This is a genomic window from Clostridium sp. OM05-6BH (genome assembly GCF_003481635.1).
Classification (GTDB): Bacteria; Bacillota; Clostridia; order Lachnospirales; family Lachnospiraceae; genus Butyribacter.
Map to the genome: position 1 here is coordinate 22,487 of NZ_QULH01000004.1, position 22,736 is coordinate 45,222.

The 22,736-nt window shown below is 41.1% G+C and carries 24 protein-coding genes; 21 read left to right on the forward strand and 3 right to left on the reverse strand.

What is annotated here, in order from left to right; all coding sequences use genetic code 11:
* Positions 1-12: 12 nt before the first annotated feature.
* The 13 genes from DXB73_RS05290 (at position 13) to DXB73_RS05350 (ending at position 10,550) form a co-directional block, all read left to right on the forward strand.
* Positions 13-408, forward strand: coding sequence for a C-GCAxxG-C-C family protein (locus DXB73_RS05290; protein WP_118690354.1), 396 nt, complete (start codon positions 13-15; stop codon positions 406-408).
* A 341-nt stretch (positions 409-749) separates the two neighbouring features.
* A complete protein-coding gene (locus DXB73_RS05295) occupies positions 750-1,742 on the forward strand; it encodes a Fic family protein (protein WP_118690355.1) in 993 nt (330 codons plus the stop codon).
* Between the two features lie 347 nt (positions 1,743-2,089).
* Positions 2,090-2,953, forward strand: a complete 864-nt coding sequence (locus DXB73_RS05300) for an EamA family transporter (RefSeq protein WP_118690356.1) — start codon at positions 2,090-2,092, stop codon at positions 2,951-2,953.
* 29 nt (positions 2,954-2,982) lie between these two features.
* On the forward strand, positions 2,983-3,228 hold the full coding sequence (locus tag DXB73_RS05305) for a nicotinamide mononucleotide transporter (RefSeq protein WP_243104002.1): 246 nt from the start codon (positions 2,983-2,985) through the stop codon (positions 3,226-3,228).
* A gap of 172 nt (positions 3,229-3,400) precedes the next feature.
* The gene (locus DXB73_RS05310) at positions 3,401-3,862 is read left to right on the forward strand and encodes an S-ribosylhomocysteine lyase (protein ID WP_118506601.1); all 462 of its coding nucleotides are present in this window, start codon (positions 3,401-3,403) and stop codon (positions 3,860-3,862) included.
* Positions 3,863-3,934: 72 nt separating this feature from the next.
* A complete protein-coding gene (locus DXB73_RS05315; protein WP_118506602.1) occupies positions 3,935-4,627 on the forward strand; it encodes a 5'-methylthioadenosine/adenosylhomocysteine nucleosidase in 693 nt (230 codons plus the stop codon).
* Between the two features lie 41 nt (positions 4,628-4,668).
* Complete coding sequence (locus tag DXB73_RS05320) at positions 4,669-5,472, forward strand: PfkB family carbohydrate kinase (protein WP_118690357.1); 804 nt, start codon at positions 4,669-4,671, stop codon at positions 5,470-5,472.
* Between the two features lie 108 nt (positions 5,473-5,580).
* Positions 5,581-6,045 carry a GNAT family N-acetyltransferase gene (locus tag DXB73_RS05325; RefSeq protein ID WP_118690358.1) on the forward strand — a complete coding sequence of 155 codons (465 nt, stop codon included), beginning with the start codon at positions 5,581-5,583 and terminating at the stop codon, positions 6,043-6,045.
* A 409-nt stretch (positions 6,046-6,454) separates the two neighbouring features.
* Positions 6,455-7,456: a calcium/sodium antiporter gene (locus DXB73_RS05330; RefSeq protein WP_118690359.1), complete on the forward strand. Its 1,002-nt coding sequence runs from the start codon at positions 6,455-6,457 to the stop codon at positions 7,454-7,456.
* 106 nt (positions 7,457-7,562) lie between these two features.
* Entirely contained in the window at positions 7,563-8,252 is a 690-nt protein-coding gene (locus DXB73_RS05335; RefSeq protein WP_118690360.1) for a TMEM165/GDT1 family protein, read from the forward strand.
* A 378-nt stretch (positions 8,253-8,630) separates the two neighbouring features.
* Positions 8,631-8,756 carry a hypothetical protein gene (locus DXB73_RS15070; protein WP_279221299.1) on the forward strand — a complete coding sequence of 42 codons (126 nt, stop codon included), beginning with the start codon at positions 8,631-8,633 and terminating at the stop codon, positions 8,754-8,756.
* A gap of 1 nt (position 8,757) precedes the next feature.
* Complete coding sequence (locus DXB73_RS15145; protein ID WP_118690361.1) at positions 8,758-9,693, forward strand: cysteine-rich small domain-containing protein; 936 nt, start codon at positions 8,758-8,760, stop codon at positions 9,691-9,693.
* A gap of 80 nt (positions 9,694-9,773) precedes the next feature.
* Positions 9,774-10,550, forward strand: coding sequence for a GNAT family N-acetyltransferase (locus tag DXB73_RS05350; RefSeq protein WP_118690362.1), 777 nt, complete (start codon positions 9,774-9,776; stop codon positions 10,548-10,550).
* Here the strand turns inward: DXB73_RS05350 and DXB73_RS05355 are convergent.
* Positions 10,510-11,184, reverse strand: a complete 675-nt coding sequence (locus DXB73_RS05355; RefSeq protein ID WP_118690363.1) for a DNA alkylation repair protein — start codon at positions 11,182-11,184, stop codon at positions 10,510-10,512. The genes DXB73_RS05350 and DXB73_RS05355 overlap by 41 nt on opposite strands.
* A gap of 215 nt (positions 11,185-11,399) precedes the next feature.
* Here DXB73_RS05355 and DXB73_RS05360 point away from each other — a divergent pair, with 215 nt between their 5' ends.
* Genes DXB73_RS05360 through DXB73_RS05370 form a run of 3 tightly spaced genes read left to right on the forward strand, consistent with a single transcriptional unit; the run spans position 11,400 to position 14,220 of the window.
* A complete protein-coding gene (locus DXB73_RS05360; RefSeq protein WP_118690364.1) occupies positions 11,400-11,729 on the forward strand; it encodes a PadR family transcriptional regulator in 330 nt (109 codons plus the stop codon).
* 8 nt (positions 11,730-11,737) lie between these two features.
* Complete coding sequence (locus DXB73_RS05365) at positions 11,738-13,432, forward strand: permease prefix domain 1-containing protein (protein WP_118690365.1); 1,695 nt, start codon at positions 11,738-11,740, stop codon at positions 13,430-13,432.
* Positions 13,433-13,446: 14 nt separating this feature from the next.
* A complete protein-coding gene (locus DXB73_RS05370) occupies positions 13,447-14,220 on the forward strand; it encodes a hypothetical protein (protein ID WP_118690366.1) in 774 nt (257 codons plus the stop codon).
* Here the strand turns inward: DXB73_RS05370 and DXB73_RS05375 are convergent.
* Both DXB73_RS05375 and DXB73_RS05380 read right to left on the reverse strand, forming a co-directional pair.
* The gene (locus DXB73_RS05375; RefSeq protein ID WP_118690367.1) at positions 14,217-15,548 is read right to left on the reverse strand and encodes an MATE family efflux transporter; all 1,332 of its coding nucleotides are present in this window, start codon (positions 15,546-15,548) and stop codon (positions 14,217-14,219) included. The genes DXB73_RS05370 and DXB73_RS05375 overlap by 4 nt on opposite strands.
* A complete protein-coding gene (locus DXB73_RS05380; RefSeq protein ID WP_118690368.1) occupies positions 15,545-16,489 on the reverse strand; it encodes a GTP-binding protein in 945 nt (314 codons plus the stop codon). Before DXB73_RS05380 ends, DXB73_RS05375 begins: the two co-directional genes overlap by 4 nt.
* A 99-nt stretch (positions 16,490-16,588) precedes the next feature.
* Between DXB73_RS05380 and DXB73_RS05385 the strand changes: the two genes are divergently transcribed.
* From DXB73_RS05385 to DXB73_RS05405, 5 genes are all read left to right on the forward strand, one after another.
* Positions 16,589-17,599 (forward strand): hypothetical protein, encoded by a 1,011-nt coding sequence (locus tag DXB73_RS05385; protein ID WP_118690369.1) that lies wholly within the window; start codon positions 16,589-16,591, stop codon positions 17,597-17,599.
* A gap of 126 nt (positions 17,600-17,725) precedes the next feature.
* Positions 17,726-18,376 carry a TetR/AcrR family transcriptional regulator gene (locus tag DXB73_RS05390; protein ID WP_182448255.1) on the forward strand — a complete coding sequence of 217 codons (651 nt, stop codon included), beginning with the start codon at positions 17,726-17,728 and terminating at the stop codon, positions 18,374-18,376.
* A 149-nt stretch (positions 18,377-18,525) separates the two neighbouring features.
* Positions 18,526-19,227, forward strand: a complete 702-nt coding sequence (locus DXB73_RS05395; RefSeq protein WP_118690371.1) for an ABC transporter ATP-binding protein — start codon at positions 18,526-18,528, stop codon at positions 19,225-19,227.
* 29 nt (positions 19,228-19,256) lie between these two features.
* The gene (locus DXB73_RS05400) at positions 19,257-21,986 is read left to right on the forward strand and encodes an FtsX-like permease family protein (RefSeq protein WP_118690372.1); all 2,730 of its coding nucleotides are present in this window, start codon (positions 19,257-19,259) and stop codon (positions 21,984-21,986) included.
* Positions 21,987-22,082: 96 nt separating this feature from the next.
* Positions 22,083-22,685, forward strand: a complete 603-nt coding sequence (locus DXB73_RS05405; protein ID WP_118690373.1) for an HD domain-containing protein — start codon at positions 22,083-22,085, stop codon at positions 22,683-22,685.
* The last annotated feature ends 51 nt before the right edge of the window (positions 22,686-22,736 follow it).

Here is a 22,736-nt window from a genome sequence, read left to right on the forward strand (position 1 = left end):
GAGGACAAGCAGATGTGCGATACGATACAAGAGAAATGCGAGAAGGCAGTAGCCAAAAAACATAGCGGTTATAATTGTGCGCAGGCGGTTGCCTGCACTTTTTGCGAAGAGGCAGGTTTAGATGATGAAACGATGAGAAACCTCATGCAGGGGTTTGGCGCAGGACTGGCAACGATGGAAGGAAACTGCGGTGCAATCGCCGGAGCGGTGGCGGCAGCAGGAATGATCAATAAGGATCAGATGAACACTTTTCAGGATGCGCGTTTGATCATGCAGCAGTTTATGGAGCAGAATGGAACGGTTATCTGCAAAGAACTGAAAGGAATAGAAGCGGGACATGTGGTCCGCGACTGTGATGACTGCGTCAGAGATGCGGTTCGCTTTTTGGAGGAAGCATTACAGAAATGATAAATTCGATCAATGAGAGGCGTTAAAAATAGTGCGGCGTTACATAAAACAGAGGCAGAAGATGGGGATGGGGTGTACTATCTCGAAAGTACGAATGAACTTGTGATTGTGTCAACTGATGGATATATTAGAACATTTTTTAAACCGAATGATGGGATCGCTTATTATAATAGGCAATGATAGTTGGAAGAATGGTTAAAAAGAATTTGTATAGATGGTAAAAATATGGATTGGCTGGCTTATGTAGAGGTGTTTAAAGTTTTATTGAAATTATGTATAATTTTGCCTATAATAGGGGAAGATAATGCGCAAGATAATGCGCAAGATAATGGAGGGCATTTATGGAAAAATATCAACCACCATATACGATTACCAACCAAATGTTATCATATGTAGCATCGATTTCAGAAAAAATAGGGCGTATTACACTGATCAGTAATATGGAAAAAAAGCCTCATCTTAGGAAGAATAATCGAATTAAGTCCATTCATTCTTCTTTAAGGATTGAGGATAATTCGCTTACCTTGAATCAAGTGAGAGATGTTATTAATGGTAAAATAGTGTTAGGGGAACAAAGAGAGATACAAGAAGTTAAAAATGCCTATTGTGCTTATGGAAAGATAGCAGAAATTAATCCTTATAGTATTCGGGATTTGAAAAAGTATCATGGAATTATGACAAAATATCTCGAAGAACAATCGGGAGATTTTCGTAGAGGGGAAGAAGGTGTATTTCATGGTGATGAGTGTATTTTTATGGCACCTCCGGCACAGTATGTCCCACAGTTGATGGAAGAACTTTTTGCATGGATGAAGGAGGTAGCGAGAGAAATACATCCACTGATTCTTAGCAGCATATTTCATTATGAGTTTGTATTTATCCACCCGTTTTCAGATGGAAATGGTCGAATGGCAAGGCTATGGCATACGGCAATTCTCTATCGATGGAAACCAATATTTGAGTATATTCCGATTGAAAGTCAGATTGAAAAATTTCAGGATGATTATTATGAGGCAATAGCAAAGTGTCATGTTGCTGGAGAATCTACCCTGTTTATTGAATTTATGCTCGCACAGGTTGATAAAATTTTGGATGAGATAACTGTTCAGGTTGATGAAGACAATGAACAGCTTACTGAATATATTAAGAAACTACTTGGAGTTATGGAATATGATGTTCCCTATACAAGTAATACGCTTATGGAAAAGCTAGGTTTGAAATCTAGAGAAGGTTTTCGTAAAAATTATTTGCGACCGGCATTGGATTTGCAGATGATTGAAATGACCATCCCGGACAAACCGAATAGCAGAAACCAGAGATATAGAAAGGTTTGAACTGTAGGTGGAATGAAATGGTGCAGTGCCAGAAATGTGATCACCACAGATAAGGAGAGAAACAATGCTTAGATACACAGAAGCAATGATCGCAGAATGAAGATGTTAGACCGCATTACGGATGAACGATTGATGCCGATTGTTGGACAACTTCAAAAATATAGAACGGCAGGTTATCAGGAAGGATTGGCATGGGATGAATTTGTTTGACAAGTATTTTTCTTTGTATATAAGATAGAGATGTTTACTATGCGCGTAGAGAATAGCGGTTCGCAATTGTGATGACTGTGTTAGAGATGCGGTTCGCTTTTTGGAGGAAGCATTACAGAAAGGAATGTGATTTTATCATGTGGTTATTGTATGCGGTAGGTTCTTCCTTTTTTGCAGGAATTACATCTATTCTTGCAAAGTGTGGAATTAAGAAAACGGATTCCGATGTAGCAACCGCGATCCGTACGATTGTAGTCTTGTTATTTTCGTGGCTGATGGTTTTGATCACCGGGACGAGTGGTCAGATCACACAGATCAGTGGCAAGACATTTTCGTTTTTGGTACTTTCGGGATTAGCGACCGGAGCCTCTTGGCTGTGCTATTTTCATGCATTACAAAAGGGTGACATCAATAAAGTTGTGCCGATTGATAAAAGCAGCACCGTATTGACGATCTTGTTAGCGCTTATTTTTCTGCATGAGGGCATTACCGTTCCTAAGATCATTTCTGTTGTATTGATCGGTGTGGGTACTTTGTTGATGATCGATAAAAAGCAGGATAGTAAGGCGCAGACTGCAGGCAAAGAATGGATGATTTATGCGGTGTTATCAGCAGTATTTGCAAGTCTTACTGCCATTTTGGGCAAAGTCGGCATAGAAGGTGTAGATTCTAATCTTGGAACGGCAATCCGTACAACGGTCGTGCTCGTTATGGCTTGGCTAATGGTCGTGGTTAAAGGGAAATGGAAGCAGGTCAAGACGGTCGAAAAAAAGGAACTTGCCTTCGTGATGTTATCGGGACTGGCGACCGGAGCCTCTTGGCTGTGCTATTACCACGCACTTCAGACAGGGCAGGCAAGTGTTGTTGTACCGATTGACAAACTCAGCATTTTGGTGACGATCGCATTTTCATGGATCGTCTTTCGTGAAAAACTTTCCGGCAAAGCAGTGTTTGGGCTTATCGGCATTGTAGCGGGAACACTGTGGCTGGCATTATTGTAGGAGGCTTTAGGAGAAGTTTTAGAATCAATATGAGTGATCCAATTGCAAGTTTAACAAGGAGAGAATGGTGGGTGTGGATCTGTTCGTTGGTAGTGATCGTTATGGCAAATATTTTGCCGGGGGATTTTGATCTTCTCACATTAATTGCATCATGCATAGGAGTTACCTCTCTTGTCTTGGCAGCAAAAGGAAATGTGTGGTCGCAGATTTTGATGATCATATTTAGTATTCTTTATGGTATCATTTCTTGGCAATTCCGTTACTGGGGGAAATGATCACCTATCTGGGAATGACGATGCCGATGGCTATTCTTTTATGATGTCTATGGTTTTATCAGTTGGAAGAAAAGAGAACGGGAAATCACCGTTTAGATTGTAAAAAAGGACAAGAAATGGTATGCTATAAATGTTTTGATTTGGACGAACAAGAAAGGAATGGTGAATTATTATGGAGAGAATAACAAGTTTTACGATAGATCATGATGTATTGGTTCCGGGCTTTTACATTTCCAGAAAAGATGGAGATATTACAACCTATGATCTTAGAACGAGAAGACCGAACAAAGGAGATTATATGAGCAATGCGGATATGCATTCTGTAGAGCATATGTTTGCGACCTATATCCGTAATTCGGAAATTGCGGATTCGGTTATTTACTTTGGACCGATGGGATGTCAGACCGGATTTTATCTGCTGGTCAGAGAAGTAGAACCTAAGAAAGTTTTTCAGATCACGAAAGAGGTGTTATCTCAGATCATTGCTCATGAAGGAGAGGTATTTGGAGCATCTGCGGCAGAGTGTGGTCATTATGAGAACCTTGATCTGGAGATCGCAAAGGAAGAGTGCAGAACTTATCTTGCTGTTTTGGAAAAACAGACTAATATGGAATTTTCATATCCAACAAAATAAATACGGTAAATTTGCGCTTGCGGCAAAGCGATAAAGCGCCTGTAAGTGTGCGAATAAAGAAAGGAATATACGATGAGAATAGGTGTGATCGGTGCCATGCAGATTGAGATCGACAATCTGAAGAAGTCACTGGAAAATAGTACAACAGAGGAAATCAGCAGTGTTCAATTTGTCAAGGGTAATATTGGAGAGGTAGAGGTAGTTGCTGCAGTGTCCGGCGTAGGAAAAGTGTTTGCGGCAATCTGTACGGAAGCCATGATATTAAAATATCAGGTGGATATGGTGGTCAATATTGGTGTTGCCGGAACGCTGTGCAAGGAACTGGGCGTGATGGATGTTGCGTTAGCAAGTCAGGTGGTACAGCATGATATGAATACTTCTGCTTTGGGAGATGACATTGGCTTGCTTTCCGGAATCAACCAGATTTATATTCCAAGTGATGAGAAGATGACGGCATTGATGGAACAATGTATTGCTGAAAAAGAAATTCATTACAAGGTAGGAACCATCGCTACCGGAGATCTGTTTATGCAGGGAGAACGGCAGAAAGAGAAACTTCATCAGCGATTTGATGCGATCGCGGCAGAGATGGAAGGTGGCAGCATTGGTCATGTTTGCTATATGAACCATGTCCCATTTACCGTACTTCGCACAATCTCCGATGGTGAGGGCGGAGCGATGGATTATGCTCAGTTTGCCAGGAAGGCAGCTAAATTGGGCATCGAGATCGTTATTGAGTTTATTAAGAAAATTATTATTTCATAAAGTGACGCGATGAATAAAATCAAGTTGACCGAGGTGACGCAATGAATAAAATCAAGTTGACTGCACTTCCCTGCATATGTGTAGATGTTTTTGACGGGATTGAAATGATCAGACCGGGCGGAGAAGCGTTAAATTTTGCTGTTCATGCTTCACGTTTTACAAATATAGATGTTACGCTTCTTGGTGTTATCGGAAAAGATAAATATGCAGAAGTGATAATGGATTCAATAGCAAAATTTGCTATTGATAAAAAACATATACGGATTGATGAAAGGCATCAGACTGCAAATAATATGACGTATCTTACGGAATCAGGCGATAGGTATTATAAAGATGATTCTTGGAATGGTAGTATTCTCGATAATATCGTGCTGAATGATGACGAAATCAAAATCTTATCAGAATCCGATGTGGTATTTGTTCATTTTTGGGCCTCGTGTCTTTCACAGGTAATCGAACTGAAAAAAACACATGGCTTTAAGCTTGTGGTAGATTTTGATGTATATAGAGATTTTGCTGATATGGAACGCTTTGCTCCGTATATTGATTTCTTTTTGATAAGCGGATCGGAAGAACTTCTGCCGATGTTTAGGGGGTTATCGAATAAATACAGCTGCCTGTTCAATGTGTCACTTGCAGAACATGGAAGCGTTACATACTTTAATGGACAGGAATACAGAGTGCAGGCTGTAAAAGTTGAAAGCATAATAGATACCACAGGTTGTGGTGACAGCTATCACGCCGGCTTTGTTTGTTCATATATGCTTGAAAATGATATTAAAAAGGCAATGAATGTCGGCTCTGAAATTGCAGCAGAAACCTTAAAACATTATGGTGGATTCTGAATTGCAAAATAGCTATTGTTTTACTGACATAATAAGCAATATGTGACAACATGATAATTTTTGATGTGCGAAGATTGAGTTATATCAACAAGTAAAGGAGAACAGATTATGAGCGAAAAATTTATCGTAAGAAAAGCAGAGAAAAATGATATAGCAGAGATACAAACACTGATAAAAGATTTGGCAACATACGAGAAAAGACCTCAAGATATGACAGCTTCCCAGGAAGATCTGTGCTACTGGATTTTTGAGAAGAAAATAGCAACAGTATTGATCGCGGAATATAATGAGGAGATCATCGGGTATGCTATTTACTATCCTATATTTGGATCGTTTGCGGCAGAAGCAGGGGTTCACTTGGAAGATGTGCTTTTGAATGAGAAATATCGTCATTGTGGATTAGGGAGAAAGTTCTTTTCCAAAATAGAAGAAGTTGTTAAGGAAGATGGGTATTCAAAAATGGAATGGAGCTGTCTGGACTGGAACACACCGTCAATTCGTTTTTATGATAAAATCGGTGCCACGCAAGAGCAAGGACGAGTATATTTTTCGTATAATTGTAAACAAATTTGAAATCGTATTGAAAAGATGAGAGGTTATCAATGGTTGAATGAAAATGTAAAAAGTTAAAAAGCTACCAGTCGTGAAAATAATGTTGACATAGGCATCCTCATTTGATATTATTTATCAAGTAATTAAATATTTCATGAGGGAGTAGTTGGCGCGAAAGTGTGATTTGTCAACATTCTGATTATAAACCGAGAGTATAATCTGGCAAATCTTAAATAATGAGACTCATGTATATCGATTAACTGCTTGTGCAGAAAGCGCAGGTGGATAATTGATATACATGAGTCTTTTTAATTTATAGGAAATTGCTGTTATGTAGCGTGACAAAAGCAAAGCGCTGGCTTTGCCTTTTTGTTTCGGCATAGACTTCGGCTGACAACACTGCCTTGGAAAAGAGAAAAAGGAGAAAAATATGGAAAAATTGATTAATGACGCCCCATTTGTTCTTGTGCTTGTGTTCCTTGTAATTGGTTTTACATTGTTGATCAAGGGTGCAGATCTATTCGTGGAAGGAAGTTCAAGCGTAGCCAAGAGACTACATGTGCCATCTATCATTATCGGACTTACGATTGTAGCAATGGGGACATCGCTTCCGGAGACGGCGGTAAGTGTATCGGCTTCCCTTGTAGGCAATAATGAGCTTGCAGTTAGTAATGTGGTTGGTTCCAATATCTTTAATCTGATGGTTGTTATCGGCGTATGTGCAATGTTAGCAACGGTAAATGTTGCTAAAGAAACCATAACGAGAGATATTCCGTTGTCATTGATCTGTGCCGGACTCTTGATGTTGTTTGGAAGTGTCGGAATTGGTGACAAATCAGATTTAACATTAGGACGCTTTGACGGTGTGATTTTAATTGCTTTCTTTGCCGGCTATTTATTCTATATGGTTAAGATTGCATTAAAGGCAAGCAGAGAAGGCAAGAGCGTTGAGATTGAAGGTGGATCTGATGAGGACATTAAGATTGTTTCTGTTCCGGTAAGTATAATATTTATTGTCGGTGGAGCGATCGCAATAGCATTTGGTGGAGATGTTACTGTAGATGCCGCATCGAGGATCGCAAGCGATCTCGGAATGAGCCAAACGCTTATCGGACTTACGATCGTTTCGATAGGAACATCGCTTCCGGAGCTGGTAACTTCTATTGTTGCAGCCAGAAAGAATGAAGTTGATATGGCACTCGGTAATGCGATAGGATCCAATATATTTAATATACTTATGGTACTAGGTGTGGCTTCTGCAATCAGTCCGATCAGCATAATCAAAGAGAACATTATAGATATGTGCGTACTTATTGTGTTTACCGTGTGCGTATGGATCTTTGCAGGGACTAAGAAAAAAATTGGGAAGATAGAAGGTTTCTGTATGGTTGCGTTTTACTTAGCGTATGCGGTGTACATCATAATAAGATGATGTTAAGGGCAAAATGATCTTTGAACGAAACATTATAGTAAGATAATGTTGAGAACAATATATTTTCGAACGAAACATTATTGGAGATATATGAGGGATAAGACAAATGATATTATTTTTAAAAATTTTTTTCACAGAATTTATAGCAGAGATGGGAGATAAAACGCAGCTTATGCTGATCGCTCTTACATCTAAGTACAAGTTAAGAGATATTATATGTGGAACGGCTATTGCCATCCTTGTACTAAATGGACTTGCTGTTCTTGCCGGCGGATTGGTTAGTGAATTGATTCCGGAATGGCTTATTAAAATGATCGCAGCATTTGCTTTTCTTTATTTTGCAGCATCAACGATCGCAGGGGATGAGGAAGAAGAGGAAGAAGGCAGCAGATCAAAGATTCAGTTTGCTCCACTTGCAGTATTTTGCACATTTTTTGTAGCAGAGCTTGGCGATAAGACACAGCTTACTGCCATTACTTTTGGTGCTAATGAAGGTATGAGTGCAGCATTTGTCGTATGGATCGGCTGTTCTTTGGGACTTTTTGCAGCAGATATTCTTGGAATGTTGATTGGCTATTTGTTAAAGAGCAAGGCACCGGATGGACTGCTGAATACACTTGCCGTTGCCATCTTCTCCGTATTTGGTGTATACACACTTTATCAGGGGCTAAAGCTGATAAGAGCAAGCGTTTATGCAATTCCGGTATTCCCGATCCTAATTGTGATAACGGTTATTTTTGCAGGTTTGTGTGGCTGGCTGTTTTACAGAAAAATGAAAAAGAAGGATGTAAACTAATCAAGAATAAGAAAAGCAGAAGATGCATTTGACATATGAGAAGTTAAATGTTAGTATACTGATAGAAAAGGTGCTACCGATAGACGGTTAGCCTTGATATAGTAAGTAGTGAAAATAACCGCTTAGTTTATCAGACTGGGGCGGTTATTTTTGTGTCTGATCATTGCTCTTAGAACCAACGGTATAACCAAGAGCAAAGCAAGTCATACATAAGCTGATAATGGCTATAAATAAATCCGTTGTAAGCATAAGCACAAAACCTCCTCGTAAGATCTCCTAATAGGACTTCTATGTAAACACAAGGCTATAACTCCTGTGGAGAAGGCTAACCGCCTACCGAATAGGGTAGCACAAATATTATTATAGCATACATATATTATGAGTATTCAGCCGAATGCCAGCTTGACGATGATCGGATTGGCGGCACCAGTTTCAACGGTGGTTGGAATCGTGCTGAATGTGAGCTTTTACCTGTGGTATAACCGAGGGGAAAGGAAAGAATAATTTGGACGCAAGTTATCGTTTTTTTCAAAATAGAGCGTGTGAATTTTTTCCATGTCATGCGGTAGAAGATGTGGAAAAGTTTAACTGTCTATTTTGCTATTGTCCGCTATATTTGCGGGAGAAATGTCTTGGAAATCCGTCTTATCTGGTTGATGGGCGAGGATGTAAGATCAAGGACTGTAGTAATTGTACGGTAGTGCATCGACCGGAGATGTATGATGAGATCATGCATCAGCTTAGCAGACAAGATCAAGTGTTGGAGTTATCGATTCGCAGTTTTTGGAATGAAATTTTAGAGCGGATGGCAGAGATTGCCGGATGGCATCAAATGGACGAGGAGATGAAAAGGGAGCATCGTTCGACAGCGGTGAGTGCGGTCACTAATCTGTTGCAAAAACATAAATATTTGTATCGGGTAGAAGTGATGTTGCAGCCATTTGATAAGTCTTGTGTGCAGAATGGCTGGTTTCAGTTTGGCGGACAGGAGATCCGATGCAATGTGTTAGAGCGGATCGATCGCAGCCAAGTGGAAAATGGCTATATCTATGCATTTCATGCACCGGATATCAATGTAGACGAGGGAGAGTCGCTGCTTGCTAAATATTATTTGGAAGTATTTCAGATTGCCTGTATGGATGTCTGTAGACAACAGATACAGGACTATTTGGAACGTAAACACAGTGTCCTTCAGAAACAATACTGCAGTCCGTCTTTTGGACCAGGATATTATGGAATGGACATTGATGCAGTTCCTAAATTAATCTCATTTCTTGAGGCTGATACAGTTGGCGTGAAGTGGCAGGAGGATAAGTTGTATCCAATCATGAGTTTGGTTGGGGTGTATCTGATCAGTAAGGGCGAACTGTTAGCTGAATGCAAGGACTGTGCCGGTTGTTTGGGCCAGGCGGGTGGCTGCCAGTATTGTATGAATCGATAAGAGCATCCATGCAGGATACGACAAGGATCAGCTATCTTTCAATGTTGGAGAAAATTTGGGGAAAATTGGAGTGACTTATCATGAGTGAAATTACGATAAGAACAGCAAGGCTTGACGATGCGTCCAAGCTGGTTAGCATATATCGGTATTATGTAGAGAAAACAGCGATCACCTTTGAATATGAAGTGCCTACGGTAGCAGAGTTTCGACGCCGCATGGGAACTACGATGCAGAAGTATCCGTATCTGGTGATTGAGGAAGATGGTGTCATACAAGGGTATGCTTATGCAGGAGCGTTTAATCCAAGAGAGGCATATGATTGGTCGAGTGAACTCACGATTTATATGTCGCATACAGCGAGAAAAGGCGGTTTGGGCCGCAGGTTGTATGAAGCATTGGTAGATCAGCTGCGCAGTATGGGGATTCTTAATGTATACGCCTGCATCGGCTATCCGCAGCAGGAAGATGAATATCTGACAAAAAACAGTGAGCAGTTCCATAGACATCTTGGATTTGAGACGGTAGGAACTTTTCATCATTGTGGTTATAAATTTGGCCGTTGGTATGATATGATCTGGATGGAAAAGATGATTGGATCGCATGATTCGGTACAACAATCCGTGCTTTTTCCAGAGAGAAAAGCGTATACGATCACAGAGATTGTAGAGGATGATTTTGGCTGTGAGGGAAGACCGGAGGGAGCAGAACCGATGGTGACCGTATCTTTGGACAGCGATCATGGAGTCTGGGGCAAAGTACGCATTGCAGATGCTTATTTGTACGAACACCATTTGGATGTCGGCTCTGTTGTTCATACTACCGAAATGTTTTTAGATAGCATTTCCGTTCGTCCGTGATCCGGTAGCTTTCCACTGCCTTTTGGATGGTTTTGTGATGCACCCATGCAGGGAGGATACGTTTTTCAATATAAGGAATTGTCGCATCCCATTGCTTTGCCAGTGCAGTGGCGAGATACCATGCGATCATCATGTTGACATAGTATTCATCGGATGTGGTATCGGTGACAAGTTTGAGATATTCCGGACGAAAATCTTCGTCCAAGTAAAAACGCATTAACATTTCCATACCATACCGGATGGTGTAAGTATGAGTGGAATGAATCCATTCTTTGATGTGTTCGAGAAGAACTTCTTTATTTTTGGCAAAACATTTGGGCGCAGGCAGATCGCAAGTTGCCCAGTTATCAATATAGGGCAGAAAGCGTTCGATTTCTTTCAAACAATTCTCAAAGTCTTTGATATTTGCTACGAGCATCATATGGAGATTGTTTTCTTCGTAATAATGATGCGGAAGCTTATGAAGAAACTGTGCGGACTCTTCCTGTGCGGCAAAATCTTTTGCAAATTTGCGTAGAATGGGCGTTCGAATCCCGATGATCGTTCCTTTGTCTATACCCGGCAGCAGCTTGGCATGAAAATCCCGATATTTTAAGTCTTGTAAATTAAATAATTGTTGTTGTAAAGCCGTCATAATATGCTGTTGTTCCTTTCTCTATATTCCGTAATGTTTCATAATTATATGTCACTATTGCAATGGAGTGTTTCCGATAGCAGTGTATCAGATAGCAGTTATTTTGTAAAAGGTCTATGTAAAATATTACTTGACCTGTCGTAGTAATTATGATATGCTCTATCTACGACAGACGTACTACGACAGTCGTGGTATGACGGAGAGGAGGCAGAAATTTGATCAGCAGTGATGTCATTCGCGGATACAATGATACGATCATTTTGTATCTCCTTCAGCAGAATCCTTCGTATGGCTATGAGATTTCTAAACAGATTCGGACGATTTCCGAGGAAAAGTATATTATCAAAGAGACAACGTTGTATTCAGCATTTACCCGCATGGAGAAAAACGGATACATCGAATCTTTTTCCGGAAATGAGACAAATGGAAAGCGGCGGACCTATTACCGAGTGACGCCAGAGGGAATGGCGTATTACAAAGAAAAATGCAAGGAATGGGAAGTGACGAAGGAAGTCATTGACAAATTTATTGTCAGGAAAGGATGAAGTAGAACATGGAGGCAATTAGGGAATATTTACATAATATGTTCTTGAATCTACCGGAGACGCCGCAGGTATTGCGTGCGAAAGCGGAATTGATGGAGATGATGGAAGATAAATATGAAGAATTAATGCAGGAAGGAATGTCAGAGAAAGAGGCTGTGGGAACGGTAATCTCGGAATTTGGCAATCTGGATGAACTTGCGGAGGAGTTAGGAATTGACGGTTTTGTGAATCAGGAGCAGACGCAGTCAGAGACAAGGGAAAACTCCACTACAGATGACACAAGCAGACAATCCGATTCCCGTTGGGGACTAGAAGAGGTGCGGAGGTATCTTTCGGATGGACGAAAGCATGCACGAATGATTGCTTTTGGAGTAATGCTTTGTATTTGGAGTCCGCTTTTGTCAAGTGTTAGTGATGGTGCAGTGGAAGAGGGGTACATAACGAATATCCTATCAGACGCTATGGATGGTTCCTTATTCCTGTTCGTGGGAATTGCGGTGCTGTTGTTTATTATGGCCTCCAATTGTCATAAACGTTATGCGAAGATCAAACATTTTACCATAAATCTGGATGAGCAGGCGGTTTCTTATCTAATGATACGGGGAAAAAAGGACGAAAACAAGCGGTTTGTTTTGTTGTGCTTGGGCGTACCGTTGTGTGTGTTCAGTGTGATACCTTCTATGTTTTCTGATTATATAGACAATGCACTGATACAGGAAATAATGGATAGCAGCGTTTTATTCATTGTGGGAATAGCGGTATATTGTTTTGTATATGGTGGCAGTGTGAAAAATCGTTACAAAGACTTGTCCAAGGCTGTAAAAAATCATGCAGGAGCATATCAGACCGGTGGAAAGAATTATTATGGAGCAGGTACACAGCCGCTATTTGAGAAAAAACGTTTTCCTGTCGGAGTCTTTCTTAGCGTACTTCTGATTACAACGGCAATACTTGCTGTGGTTTCTGATTTCTCAAACACTGTGTACCAAAATGCGGACAGACAACAAGAAGATTTTACACAGATATTGAAAAAAATTTCTTCCACAGATAAGATTCGTGCCATTGATGTGGAAGAAAATGCAGGGAAGATTGCTATCGAGGTTGATGATGATATTACAAAGCCCGATATACATTATGATGGCAAAAGCAATAAGCAGCCTCAGATATCTTATAAAGATGGTAAGCTTACCGTAAAAAGTAAGTCCACAGGATCGTTTCATTTGTTTTCGCAGCGTACTTGGAAGCGCAGTTATTCTATGACGATCAAGATTCCGGCGGCGATGTATGATCATGGAAAGCTTGCAGTAAATATGTCTGCAGGGGATATTCATTTGACAGGACTTACCGGTGGTGAAGCAAGTGTTAGTGTGGATGCCGGTAATGTCCAAGTGAAGGATTGCAGTTTGGATCGCATAGAGGTTGAGGCAGATGCCGGGAATGTTGATATGAAGGGCAGTCATATATATGATGTAAATGTAGACATTGATGCCGGTAATTTTAAGATGGATTTTGACGGACCACAGGAGGCATATGCATATGACTTAAGTGCTGATCTAGGACTCATTTCGGTCGGTCAAAATAAAAACAGTGGTGTTAGCAATGAATATACGGCACAAAAGGATCAGCAGATAGAGGGATATGAATCCTATCAGCAGATAAAAGCCGATGTAGATATGGGAAATATTACGATCAAGACAGAGTAGAGGAGGAAGAGACTATGAACAAAGATAATTTATTTTGGGGTGTTGTATTTTTAATGGCAGCGATTTATATTTTAATGCGGAGTGTTGGGATGGCACCGGATGTTAGTATTGTACGGATCATCATTGGACTGCTTTGTATTACCGGATTTATAAAAGCTGCGATCGATCTGGAATTTGGTGGGATGCTGTTTTCGCTGGCAATTTTATTTATTGTTTTTCGTCGTTATATAGGATTGGAAAGCATGTCTTCATGGTCGATCCTGATGGCGGCATTATTTGGAACGATAGGATTAAATATGCTTTTTGGAGATCATGCCTCTGCATATCGTAACCGCAAAAGAGCAAAACGTTATGGAGAGCAGTTTGAGCGGCAGCAGGAGCAGTATGAGGGACAGATGGGCGAAAATACGGACACTTCCGGAGCGAGCCAAGGCTTTTACGATTCAAATATGCAAGGGGAACATATTGTACTGAGTGGATTGTTTAATGGAACGAAAAAGAATCTGCAGTCTGCAAATTTCAAAAGTGCGCTTGTGGATTGTACCTTCTGTGGAATGGAAGTGAATATGACAGGAGTGAATATTCCTTCCGGCACAGCGGTGATCACGCTGGATATTCATTTTGCAGGAGTGAATTTCTATATTCCTGCAGATTGGAATATCGTGGATCAAACCGGCTGTACCTTTGGAGGGTTGAAAGAGCAGCAGGCTGCGGCGCCAACGGTAGGACCGACCATTATTTTCGAAGGCAAGATCACTTTTGGCGGTGTTGAGATCTATCGCGTTTAGGCATAATGATAACGCCCACGCATTGTAAATAATAGCATCAGAGTGACACAGAGTGTGAGTAGTTCAGCTGCATTGATAGACCACCAGATGCCCATGATGCCAAAGAGCAGAGGAAGCAGCAGTACAGCTGCGATCTGAAAGATCAGCGTGCGCAGGAACGAGATCAAGGCGGATAATGGACCGTTATTTAAAGCCGTAAAGAATGAGGAGCCAAAAATATTAAATCCATTGATCAGATAGACGAGGCAGCAGATGCGGAAACCGGTCTGGGTCATTGCGTGAAGTTTGGCGTCATAACCAACAAAAAGTTTGGTGATATAAGGTGCTAATAATTCTGCCGCACCGACTAATGCAATGCCCCATACGGCGATCAAAGATATGCTTTTTCGAAATATATTTTTAAGCTCTTGGTGATTTGCAGCACCATAATGATAACTGATGATCGGAGCACTTCCAATGGAGTAACCAAGGAACGTGGATATAAATATGAAATTGACATACATAATTGCGCCATAGGAAGCGACACCATTTTCACCGGCATAATTCATAAGCTGTAAGTTGAACAGAGAGCTTACGATAGAGTTGGATACATTGGTCATCAATTCGGAGGAGCCGTTTAGACAGGTTTGGAGAAGTACTCTGCCATGAAATTTTGTTTTGCCAAGATGCAGTAAGCTTGAATTTTTACGGCTGAAATAAAATATTGGAAAAATACCACCAATAAATTCACCACATACAGTAGCAATGGCGGCTCCGGCGATTCCCCAATGAAATACAGCAATAAACAAAAAGTCAAGAACCATATTTGTGACTCCGGCACTGATGATCACATACAATCCAAGTTTTGGTTTGCCGGCAGTCACAAAAAAGCTTTGAAAAACATTTTGCATCATAAAAGCGGTCATGGAAATAAAAGAGATACGACCATATAAAGTGCAATTCTTAAGCAGCTCACCGTGTGCACCGAGCATGCGTGCGATAGCCGGGGTAAAGATGATACCGAGCAGCGATAAAATAAGGCCGCCAATGGCAGTGGCATATACCAGAAGAGAAAAGTATTCGATGGCTTTCTCTTCTTTTTGCTCGCCCAGTGTTTTGGCAACAATGGCACTGCCGCCGGTTCCCATCATAAAGCCTAATGCTGAAATTCCCATAATAAATGGCATGATCAGATTGATAGCGGCTAAGGCTGTTTTACCAACAAAATTAGATACAAACAATCCGTCAACAACGCTGTATATGGATGTAAATATCATCATTACGATAGATGGAAATACGAATCGCAATAATTTTTTATACGTAAAATGTTCCGATAATGAAATACTCATACACAACTCCTTCCCCAGTAGCGTTCGATGACATCTTGATGGAGATCTTCACCAATAATGATGAGGATTGCCTGTCCGTTTGGGACGGGCGTAAGCACCGTCTGCTTTTTGGTGGCATTTACCGACAGCCAGCTTCCATCAGGAAGCTGTTGAAATCCTTTAATGCGGAAAATGTTACCACAGTTCGGATCTTGAAATAATTTTTGGCAGGATTCTTCTAGAAATTCTGCTGTAAAGTCCATATTCATGAAATAGAGACTGTCATAGGATTTGTCGGTGTCAAACCATAATTTGGTATACTCGGCATTATGCCAGCCGGAAGTCATGATCGCTTTGTAATCAGAATCGTTTAACTGATCCAGTGGCTTGTCGATGATAACTTGTTTTGGTAATGTTTGTATTTTGATTTCATGATAGGTGTCAAAAAGATAATTCTTCATAGCCATTACCTGTGCGTCATTCGCATCATCCATGTGGCTGAAAATGATGGTTCCGGCTTCGGATGCTTGCGAAGCGAGCAGATAACGTGATGTTTCGGAGAGAGGGAGTGGCTGGGAAACATCCACAATAGTAATAACATTACCAATGGTATACCAGCGTTCCAACGGATCTTCGTGCAATACGTCAAAAAATTCATCCATATCAAAAATGCCGGACGGCTCCACTAAAATGCGGTCATAGCCGCACATTCCCATTGCGATCAATTTTGTTTTGAAACGGCGTTTGTGGCAGTCTGCATCGCAGCCTCCTGCAACCATTTCCAATGTGCAATGTTCTCCTAAAATGTCCTGAAGCAGCATGGCGTCCACATTGACTGCACCATGGTCATTTTCCAATATACCAATATTTAAGCCCTGCTCCATCAGGTGAGTTGCATATTTTCGAATAAACGTAGTCTTGCCTGCACCAAGAAATCCCGTGATCAAATCAATAGTAATCATAGCAGCCTCCTTTTTGCAATATTGTAACATATAGGAGATGGTATTGACAGATGTTTTGAAATATCAGATAATAAATAGAAGAATGGGGGGATGTAGATCGTGGCAAAGAAAAAAAAGTCCAAAAAAGAAAAACAATCAGTGGCAGTAAATAAAGACGCTGCAATTTCAAGATTTCGTAATCGGATTATGAGTGATGAGACAGTGAAATATATTTATTCTGAAAAAGAATCAATACTTCATGATAAGCATTGTTTGTATGCCAAAGAGATCCCGGATAGTGATTTGTTTTATGAAAAGCAGTATTTGCCATCTATGAAACAGTGCCCAAAGTGTGCATTGCGTGCATATATCAGTTCGGGTGCTAAAGACAGTCAGAATATATCCATGTATTTGAAACTATTTAAACAGTTTCAGATCAAACTAAAACAAATACGTCATATGTATATTGATTGTGGAATGCAGACGGAGGCCTTTCCGAATATGATGATGGTATGGGATCGCGAAGATGCTTGGAAGATACAATCGATCCGAGGAAGAGGGCAGGTGTGTCTATATCATAATAATTATCATATCAATGAAGAAGGTAAGCGGGTTTTTGACAAGGGATTTCACATTCAAAGCGAATATTTAAGCAGGACAACCATTGATAAGGCGTTGGAAGCGATAGAAACATATTCTTATTCGAAACACCGTAGTGCAGCAAAAGTGAATAGTAAGCTTACGAATGGATCTGACAAAGGAGCAGCAGGTTTTGCAGCAAATAAACGTGTAAAAGGGCTGTTAGAGAAAGTACGGGGGTGGTTCGCTGCTTGGAACACAAAGGAAACGGAGGAACACTTGGGACTTCGGCTCGACAATTTCAAAATACCGTCCCGGGATGGCTATCCACATGATGGAGAGCGCTGCGTGTATATCTGGGAAGGCAGAGACGGCGAACGGAAGTGGCAAGTGGGTGCGTATGAATGGAGTAACCGTGCATTTACTGTGCAGTTTGGCAACAACCATTTTGTGACAGACAAGAATAAGGTGATCGCTTGGAAACGGATTGACAGTACACAAGGTATTATCGGTGACTGTGGCGAGAATCGGTACATTGGGGTTGACAAATGAGGAAAGTTCTAGTAACATAACAGCGTTATGTTGCGGCTGTGTCGGTGAAATAGTATTTTGACTGAGGATATGTGAATGGGGATTTCATGACAGAGCATAGAGTGATATGAGGAAATGGAGTTTGCGATGGGAACAGAGTCTGCATCACTAGAGACAAAGGTTCGCTTACAGCAGTGTGCAGTATGTGAATTTATGGAGAAAGGTTTTTTGAAAGCTTCTTTGCGGTCTATTTGCCGTGAGGCGGGAGTGACAACGGGGGCGTTGTACTTTTTCTTTCAAGATAAGGATGACCTGTTTGTTTCTTTAGTGGGTGATGTTTTACAGCAGATTCAGGGTATGATGCAGGAACATTTTGATAAAGAGCGTGTTGAGGCAGACGGGGACACCGCTGTTGATCTTGAAACTGGTGATTATTCAGAGGATGAGGCGGTTTCAAAAATGATCATTCATGCACTTTATGAGCAGCGTGACAGTGCATTGCTGTTATTGACAAGATCCCAGGGGTCGTCGTTGGAAGGTGCGGTTGACGAATTGATTCGGGTAGTTACGATTCATTATCGTATGCTGGCGGATGTGATGACGGAGAAGTTAGGCATGGAATCGTTGGAGGAATCTTTCGTACATTGGATATCCCATATGCAGATCGATACATTTATTTATATGATCACGCATATTGAGAAAGAGGAAGAAGCACTTCGTTATATCCAGCAGGCGACACATTATATGGTGAATGGCTGGTATGGAATGTTCCGCAGTTTGGGCAATGACCGTACCTGATATACGGTCAGAAAATACTGTTGGAAAATGTTGATGAAATAAGGTTACTATAGGAGCTGTTTCAGAGATAGCTCCTTAAAAATAACAGACAACATAACAGCGTTATGTTAAGGCGAGTGCAAGTTGCACGGAGTAGATTGGAGGATGCAATGTATATTGAAGTAAAGGATCTGAAAAAAAGTTATGGCACCGGTGATAGTAAAGTGCAGGTGCTGCGTGGCGTTACAACGGAAGTGGAGCAAGGGAAAATGTGCGTTATTCAAGGAACGAGTGGTTCTGGTAAATCCACGTTATTGAACTGTATTGGGGGACTGGATACGATCGACTCAGGATCTGTTGTTGTCAATGGTACGCAGATTGCAGGCATGGCACAGGATGCTTTGGCAGAGTATCGCCGTGCTAATTTAGGATTTATCTTTCAGTTCTATAATCTGGTGCCAAACCTGACGGTTCGTGAGAACATTCAGGTTTGTCAGTACTTGACAAAACAGCCATTAGATATGGATGATCTGCTTGAAACTCTCGGATTATCGGAGCATCAGGATAAATTTCCTTCACAGCTTTCGGGTGGACAGCAGCAACGGTGTGCGATTGCACGTGCTCTGATCAAAAATCCGGCATTGCTGTTATGTGATGAACCAACGGGAGCACTGGACTCGAATACCTCTAGAGATATTTTGGTGTTATTAGAGCAGATCAATCAAAAATATGGAACAACAATGCTTATTGTCACGCATAATAATTCAATCAAAAATATGGTACATCAGGTTATTCGGATTAAAGATGGCATGATCCGAGAGTGTTATGAAAATGAAACACGAGTACCGGCAGCAGAATTGGAAGATCTTTAATATAGCAAAGGAAAGGCAAGGTTATTGTTATGCAGACAATATTACGAAAAAGAGTATTGCGTGATCTGAAAGAGAATTTGTTTCGTTATCTTGCGTTGGGGATATTGATACTTGTCAGTATGTATCTTATTGTAAGTATGTTAGGTGCGGCAGAAACGATCATTCAGGGCGGAGAGTACTTTGAAAAACAACAGAATGTTGAGGTGGGACAGTTTACGGTGTTTGTTCCATTGAATAAGACACAGATTGGAGAATTAAAACGTAAAGGAGTACAGTTAGAAAATACCTTTTATATGGATTTTTCCGTGAAAGATGACAGTACACTTCGTATCTTTAAGGATAGAACAGCGATCGATAAAGTATATGTAGAAAAGGGACATAAGGCACACAAATCCAACGAATTGGTGTTGGAAAAAAGATATTGCGAGACGAAAAAACTTCATGTGGGCGATACGATTCAGATCGCCGATAAATCTTTCACGGTGACAGGAATCGGCTGTGCACCGGATTACAATTCTGTGTTAAAAAGTATTAGTGATAGTACGGTAGACAGCAAACAGTTTGGCGTTGCGTTTTTAACAGCGGAAGGCTATCAGAGTTTATTAGACAGCGGCAAGAGTGCGAAAACGGAAGAGTATGTATACGCGTATCGTTTGTCGAGGGGGATGACGGATAAAAAACTCAAGGAGATACTCAATGAATATAAGGTAGATGCCTCTGATATTAATGATACGTACTTCCAAGAGTATTGGAAACATACCGGCAAGAAGAAAGATGATCTGCAAGACGGTATTAAGAAGTTAAATGATGGCGCAGTGACACTGCGGAATGGTTTGTCGAAGCTTTCGGATCATAAGGATGATCTGCAAAAGGGAGCATCACAGGTATTTGATGCGTATTTACAACAGGCATCGGATGCTCTGCAGGAATATGGACTGCAGGGAACTCTTACGGAGGATAATTACCGTACAAAATTAGAAAACATGTACCAAAAGTCGGACAATGCGCTGTTTCGCTTAGAGTTGTCTTCAGTGAAAGAACAGTTGATCGGTCTTCAGGCGTATAAGGATGGAGTAGATGAATATACAGAGGGGGTGTCAAAAGCCTCCAAGGGAGCTGGAAAGTTACAAAAGGGAACGAACAAATTAAAGAATAAGACGGATGATATCATTGATGAATATTTTTCGTTTGATCTGAGTAATTTGACGCAGTTTTTGAAAGCGTCGGACAATCCGCGTATTAGTGCTGCAGCAGAAGATCAAGTGATCAACAAATATGCCGGTCTGGTTGCCGGAGTCATAATTATTATATTATTTGCCTATGTGATTTCCGTCTTTGTTGTGCATGGTATTGAGCGGGAAAGCAGTGTTATTGGAGCATTATATGCACTTGGTGTCAAAAGAAATGATCTCCTGCGTCATTATTTGACACTGCCGGTCTGCGTGACAATGTTATTTAGCGTGCTTGGCACAGTAATTGGCTATTCTCCAATCGGTGTACAGACCCAGATGGCAGATTCTTATGCGTATTTTTCAATTAAGCAGATGTCACCTGTTTATGCGCCATATATTTTGGTCTATGCGCTGGTGATGCCGGGAGTGATGGCAGCGATCGTCAACTGGTTTGTGATCCGTGGAAAGCTTTCCAGACCGGTATTATCCCTGATGCGTAAAGAAGCCAAGGAACCACCGGTGCGAAAGGTGCAGATCCATCGGTTAGGTTTTGTTGGAACATTTCGTTTGCGTCAGATGCTGCGTGAACTGAGAACCGGTTTGACGGTTGTTTTTGGTTTGTTTATCTGTATGTTGATCACAATGCTGGCGCTCGATTGCTATGTTATGTGTGAGAATGTAAATGTTGAGAGCAAACGAGATACGAAATTCTCCTATATGTATACCTATAAGTATCCGGATGAAAAAGTTCCGGCACACGGGACACCGGGATTTGCGAAGAGTCTTAAGCGTGAAATGTATGGTAATAATCTGGATGTTACACTGTTAGGTATTACGAAGGATAACCCATACTTTGATGCGAAGGTCACGAAATCGGCGAATAGGGTGATTTTATCCAGTGCTGCCGCTGAAAAATATCAGCTTGGAAAAGGTGACAAGATCATTCTGACAGATGAAGAGGAAGAAAGAGATTATGCCTTTACGGTAGATGGAGTTACAAATTATTCTGCCGGTTTATATGTGTTTATGAATATAGAGAGCATGCGGGAACTATTTGGTCAGGAGGATACCTACTTTAATGTGGTCTTTTCAGATCGCGAATTATCCATTCCTTCCGGCAAGTTGTATTCGATCCTATCCCGCCAAGAGATTGAAAAATCATCAGAGATTTTTGTAAAAATGATGATGAACATGATCTATACATTGTTGATCGTTTCGGCGGTAATCTTTTGTGTGGTAATGTATTTGATGATGAAAGTGATGATCGACCGGTCTGCGTTCGGCATCTCGCTTGTCAAAATATTTGGCTATCGTATGAAAGAAATTCGCAAACTGTATCTTAATGGAAACTTTTATGTGATCGCTGTTGGAACGGCAGTCTGCATTCCGTTGGCGAAGGTTGTGATGGATGCGATGTATCCGTTGATGGTAAGCAATGTAGCGAGTGGCTGTAATATACATTTTGGATGGCAGATCTATGTAGGATTATATGTATGCGTAATAGCATTGTATTTTGTCATCAATCATTTTTTGGTAAGACATCTGCAAAAGATCGAGCCGGCAGAAGTCCTCAAAAACCGCGAGTGATCTTTTTGGAAGGTGCGTTGTTGTATTAAGTGCCAAAGTAAGGTAAAATGTAAAGAGGAATTTACAATCGCACTGTGTCTGGAAAGGAGCAGCGGCTTGGACAATAAGAAAATGATGATGGACAAACAGATGGCAGAGGGAACTGCATTGCATCAGGCAATCCTTCTTGCCGGAATGGCACATAAGGGACAATTGCGCAAGGGGACAGCGTTAGATTATCTGGTGCATCCGATGGAGGTGTTAGAAATATTATCTTCCATGCATGCCGATATTAATCTGCGAATTGCGGGGGTGCTGCATGACACATTAGAGGATACAAAACTATCCGCGATACAGATTAGAGAGCAGTTTGGGGATGATGTAGCTGATCTTGTGGTTGAACATACCGAAAATAAGGAGAGATCATGGAAAGAACGCAAACAGGAACATATTAGAAAGTTGTATCACGGTTCTACGAGACATCGGATGTTGGTGCTTGCGGACAGTTTATCGAATCTGCGCAGTATGGCGGCAGATTATAAAGTGGAGGGGAACGATCTTTGGAAGCGATTTCGTGCACCAAAGGATGAACAGAATTGGTATTATCACGGAATGCGGCGCGGTATGGCTGATCTTGAGGCGCTGCCGGAGACGCAGGGGGCATATTTAGAAATGACGGCGTTGTGCTATCAGGTGTTCGGTGACGAAATCACACTGTAAAGAAGAGGCGAAACAATTAGGCGTTTAGTGGTGGAATCGCCCGATGCAGCA

Excerpts from the sequence above, each read along its gene's own strand:
- DXB73_RS05330 (WP_118690359.1), top strand. The coding sequence starts at position 6,455 with ATGGAAAAATTGATTAATGACGCCCCATTTGTTCTTGTGCTTGTGTTC.
- DXB73_RS05290 (WP_118690354.1), top strand. The coding sequence starts at position 13 with ATGTGCGATACGATACAAGAGAAATGCGAGAAGGCAGTAGCCAAAAAA.
- DXB73_RS05390 (WP_182448255.1), top strand. The coding sequence starts at position 17,726 with ATGGGAACAGAGTCTGCATCACTAGAGACAAAGGTTCGCTTACAGCAG.
- DXB73_RS05300 (WP_118690356.1), top strand. The coding sequence starts at position 2,090 with ATGTGGTTATTGTATGCGGTAGGTTCTTCCTTTTTTGCAGGAATTACA.
- DXB73_RS05305 (WP_243104002.1), top strand. The coding sequence starts at position 2,983 with ATGAGTGATCCAATTGCAAGTTTAACAAGGAGAGAATGGTGGGTGTGG.
- DXB73_RS05320 (WP_118690357.1), top strand. The coding sequence starts at position 4,669 with ATGAATAAAATCAAGTTGACTGCACTTCCCTGCATATGTGTAGATGTT.
- DXB73_RS05295 (WP_118690355.1), top strand. The coding sequence starts at position 750 with ATGGAAAAATATCAACCACCATATACGATTACCAACCAAATGTTATCA.
- DXB73_RS05310 (WP_118506601.1), top strand. The coding sequence starts at position 3,401 with ATGGAGAGAATAACAAGTTTTACGATAGATCATGATGTATTGGTTCCG.
- DXB73_RS05315 (WP_118506602.1), top strand. The coding sequence starts at position 3,935 with ATGAGAATAGGTGTGATCGGTGCCATGCAGATTGAGATCGACAATCTG.
- DXB73_RS05400 (WP_118690372.1), top strand. The coding sequence starts at position 19,257 with ATGCAGACAATATTACGAAAAAGAGTATTGCGTGATCTGAAAGAGAAT.
- DXB73_RS05350 (WP_118690362.1), top strand. The coding sequence starts at position 9,774 with ATGAGTGAAATTACGATAAGAACAGCAAGGCTTGACGATGCGTCCAAG.
- DXB73_RS05365 (WP_118690365.1), top strand. The coding sequence starts at position 11,738 with ATGGAGGCAATTAGGGAATATTTACATAATATGTTCTTGAATCTACCG.
- DXB73_RS05355 (WP_118690363.1), bottom strand. The coding sequence starts at position 11,184 with ATGACGGCTTTACAACAACAATTATTTAATTTACAAGACTTAAAATAT.
- DXB73_RS15070 (WP_279221299.1), top strand. The coding sequence starts at position 8,631 with ATGAGTATTCAGCCGAATGCCAGCTTGACGATGATCGGATTGGCGGCA.
- DXB73_RS05380 (WP_118690368.1), bottom strand. The coding sequence starts at position 16,489 with ATGATTACTATTGATTTGATCACGGGATTTCTTGGTGCAGGCAAGACT.
- DXB73_RS05325 (WP_118690358.1), top strand. The coding sequence starts at position 5,581 with ATGAGCGAAAAATTTATCGTAAGAAAAGCAGAGAAAAATGATATAGCA.
- DXB73_RS05370 (WP_118690366.1), top strand. The coding sequence starts at position 13,447 with ATGAACAAAGATAATTTATTTTGGGGTGTTGTATTTTTAATGGCAGCG.
- DXB73_RS05375 (WP_118690367.1), bottom strand. The coding sequence starts at position 15,548 with ATGAGTATTTCATTATCGGAACATTTTACGTATAAAAAATTATTGCGA.
- DXB73_RS05335 (WP_118690360.1), top strand. The coding sequence starts at position 7,563 with ATGATATTATTTTTAAAAATTTTTTTCACAGAATTTATAGCAGAGATG.
- DXB73_RS05395 (WP_118690371.1), top strand. The coding sequence starts at position 18,526 with ATGTATATTGAAGTAAAGGATCTGAAAAAAAGTTATGGCACCGGTGAT.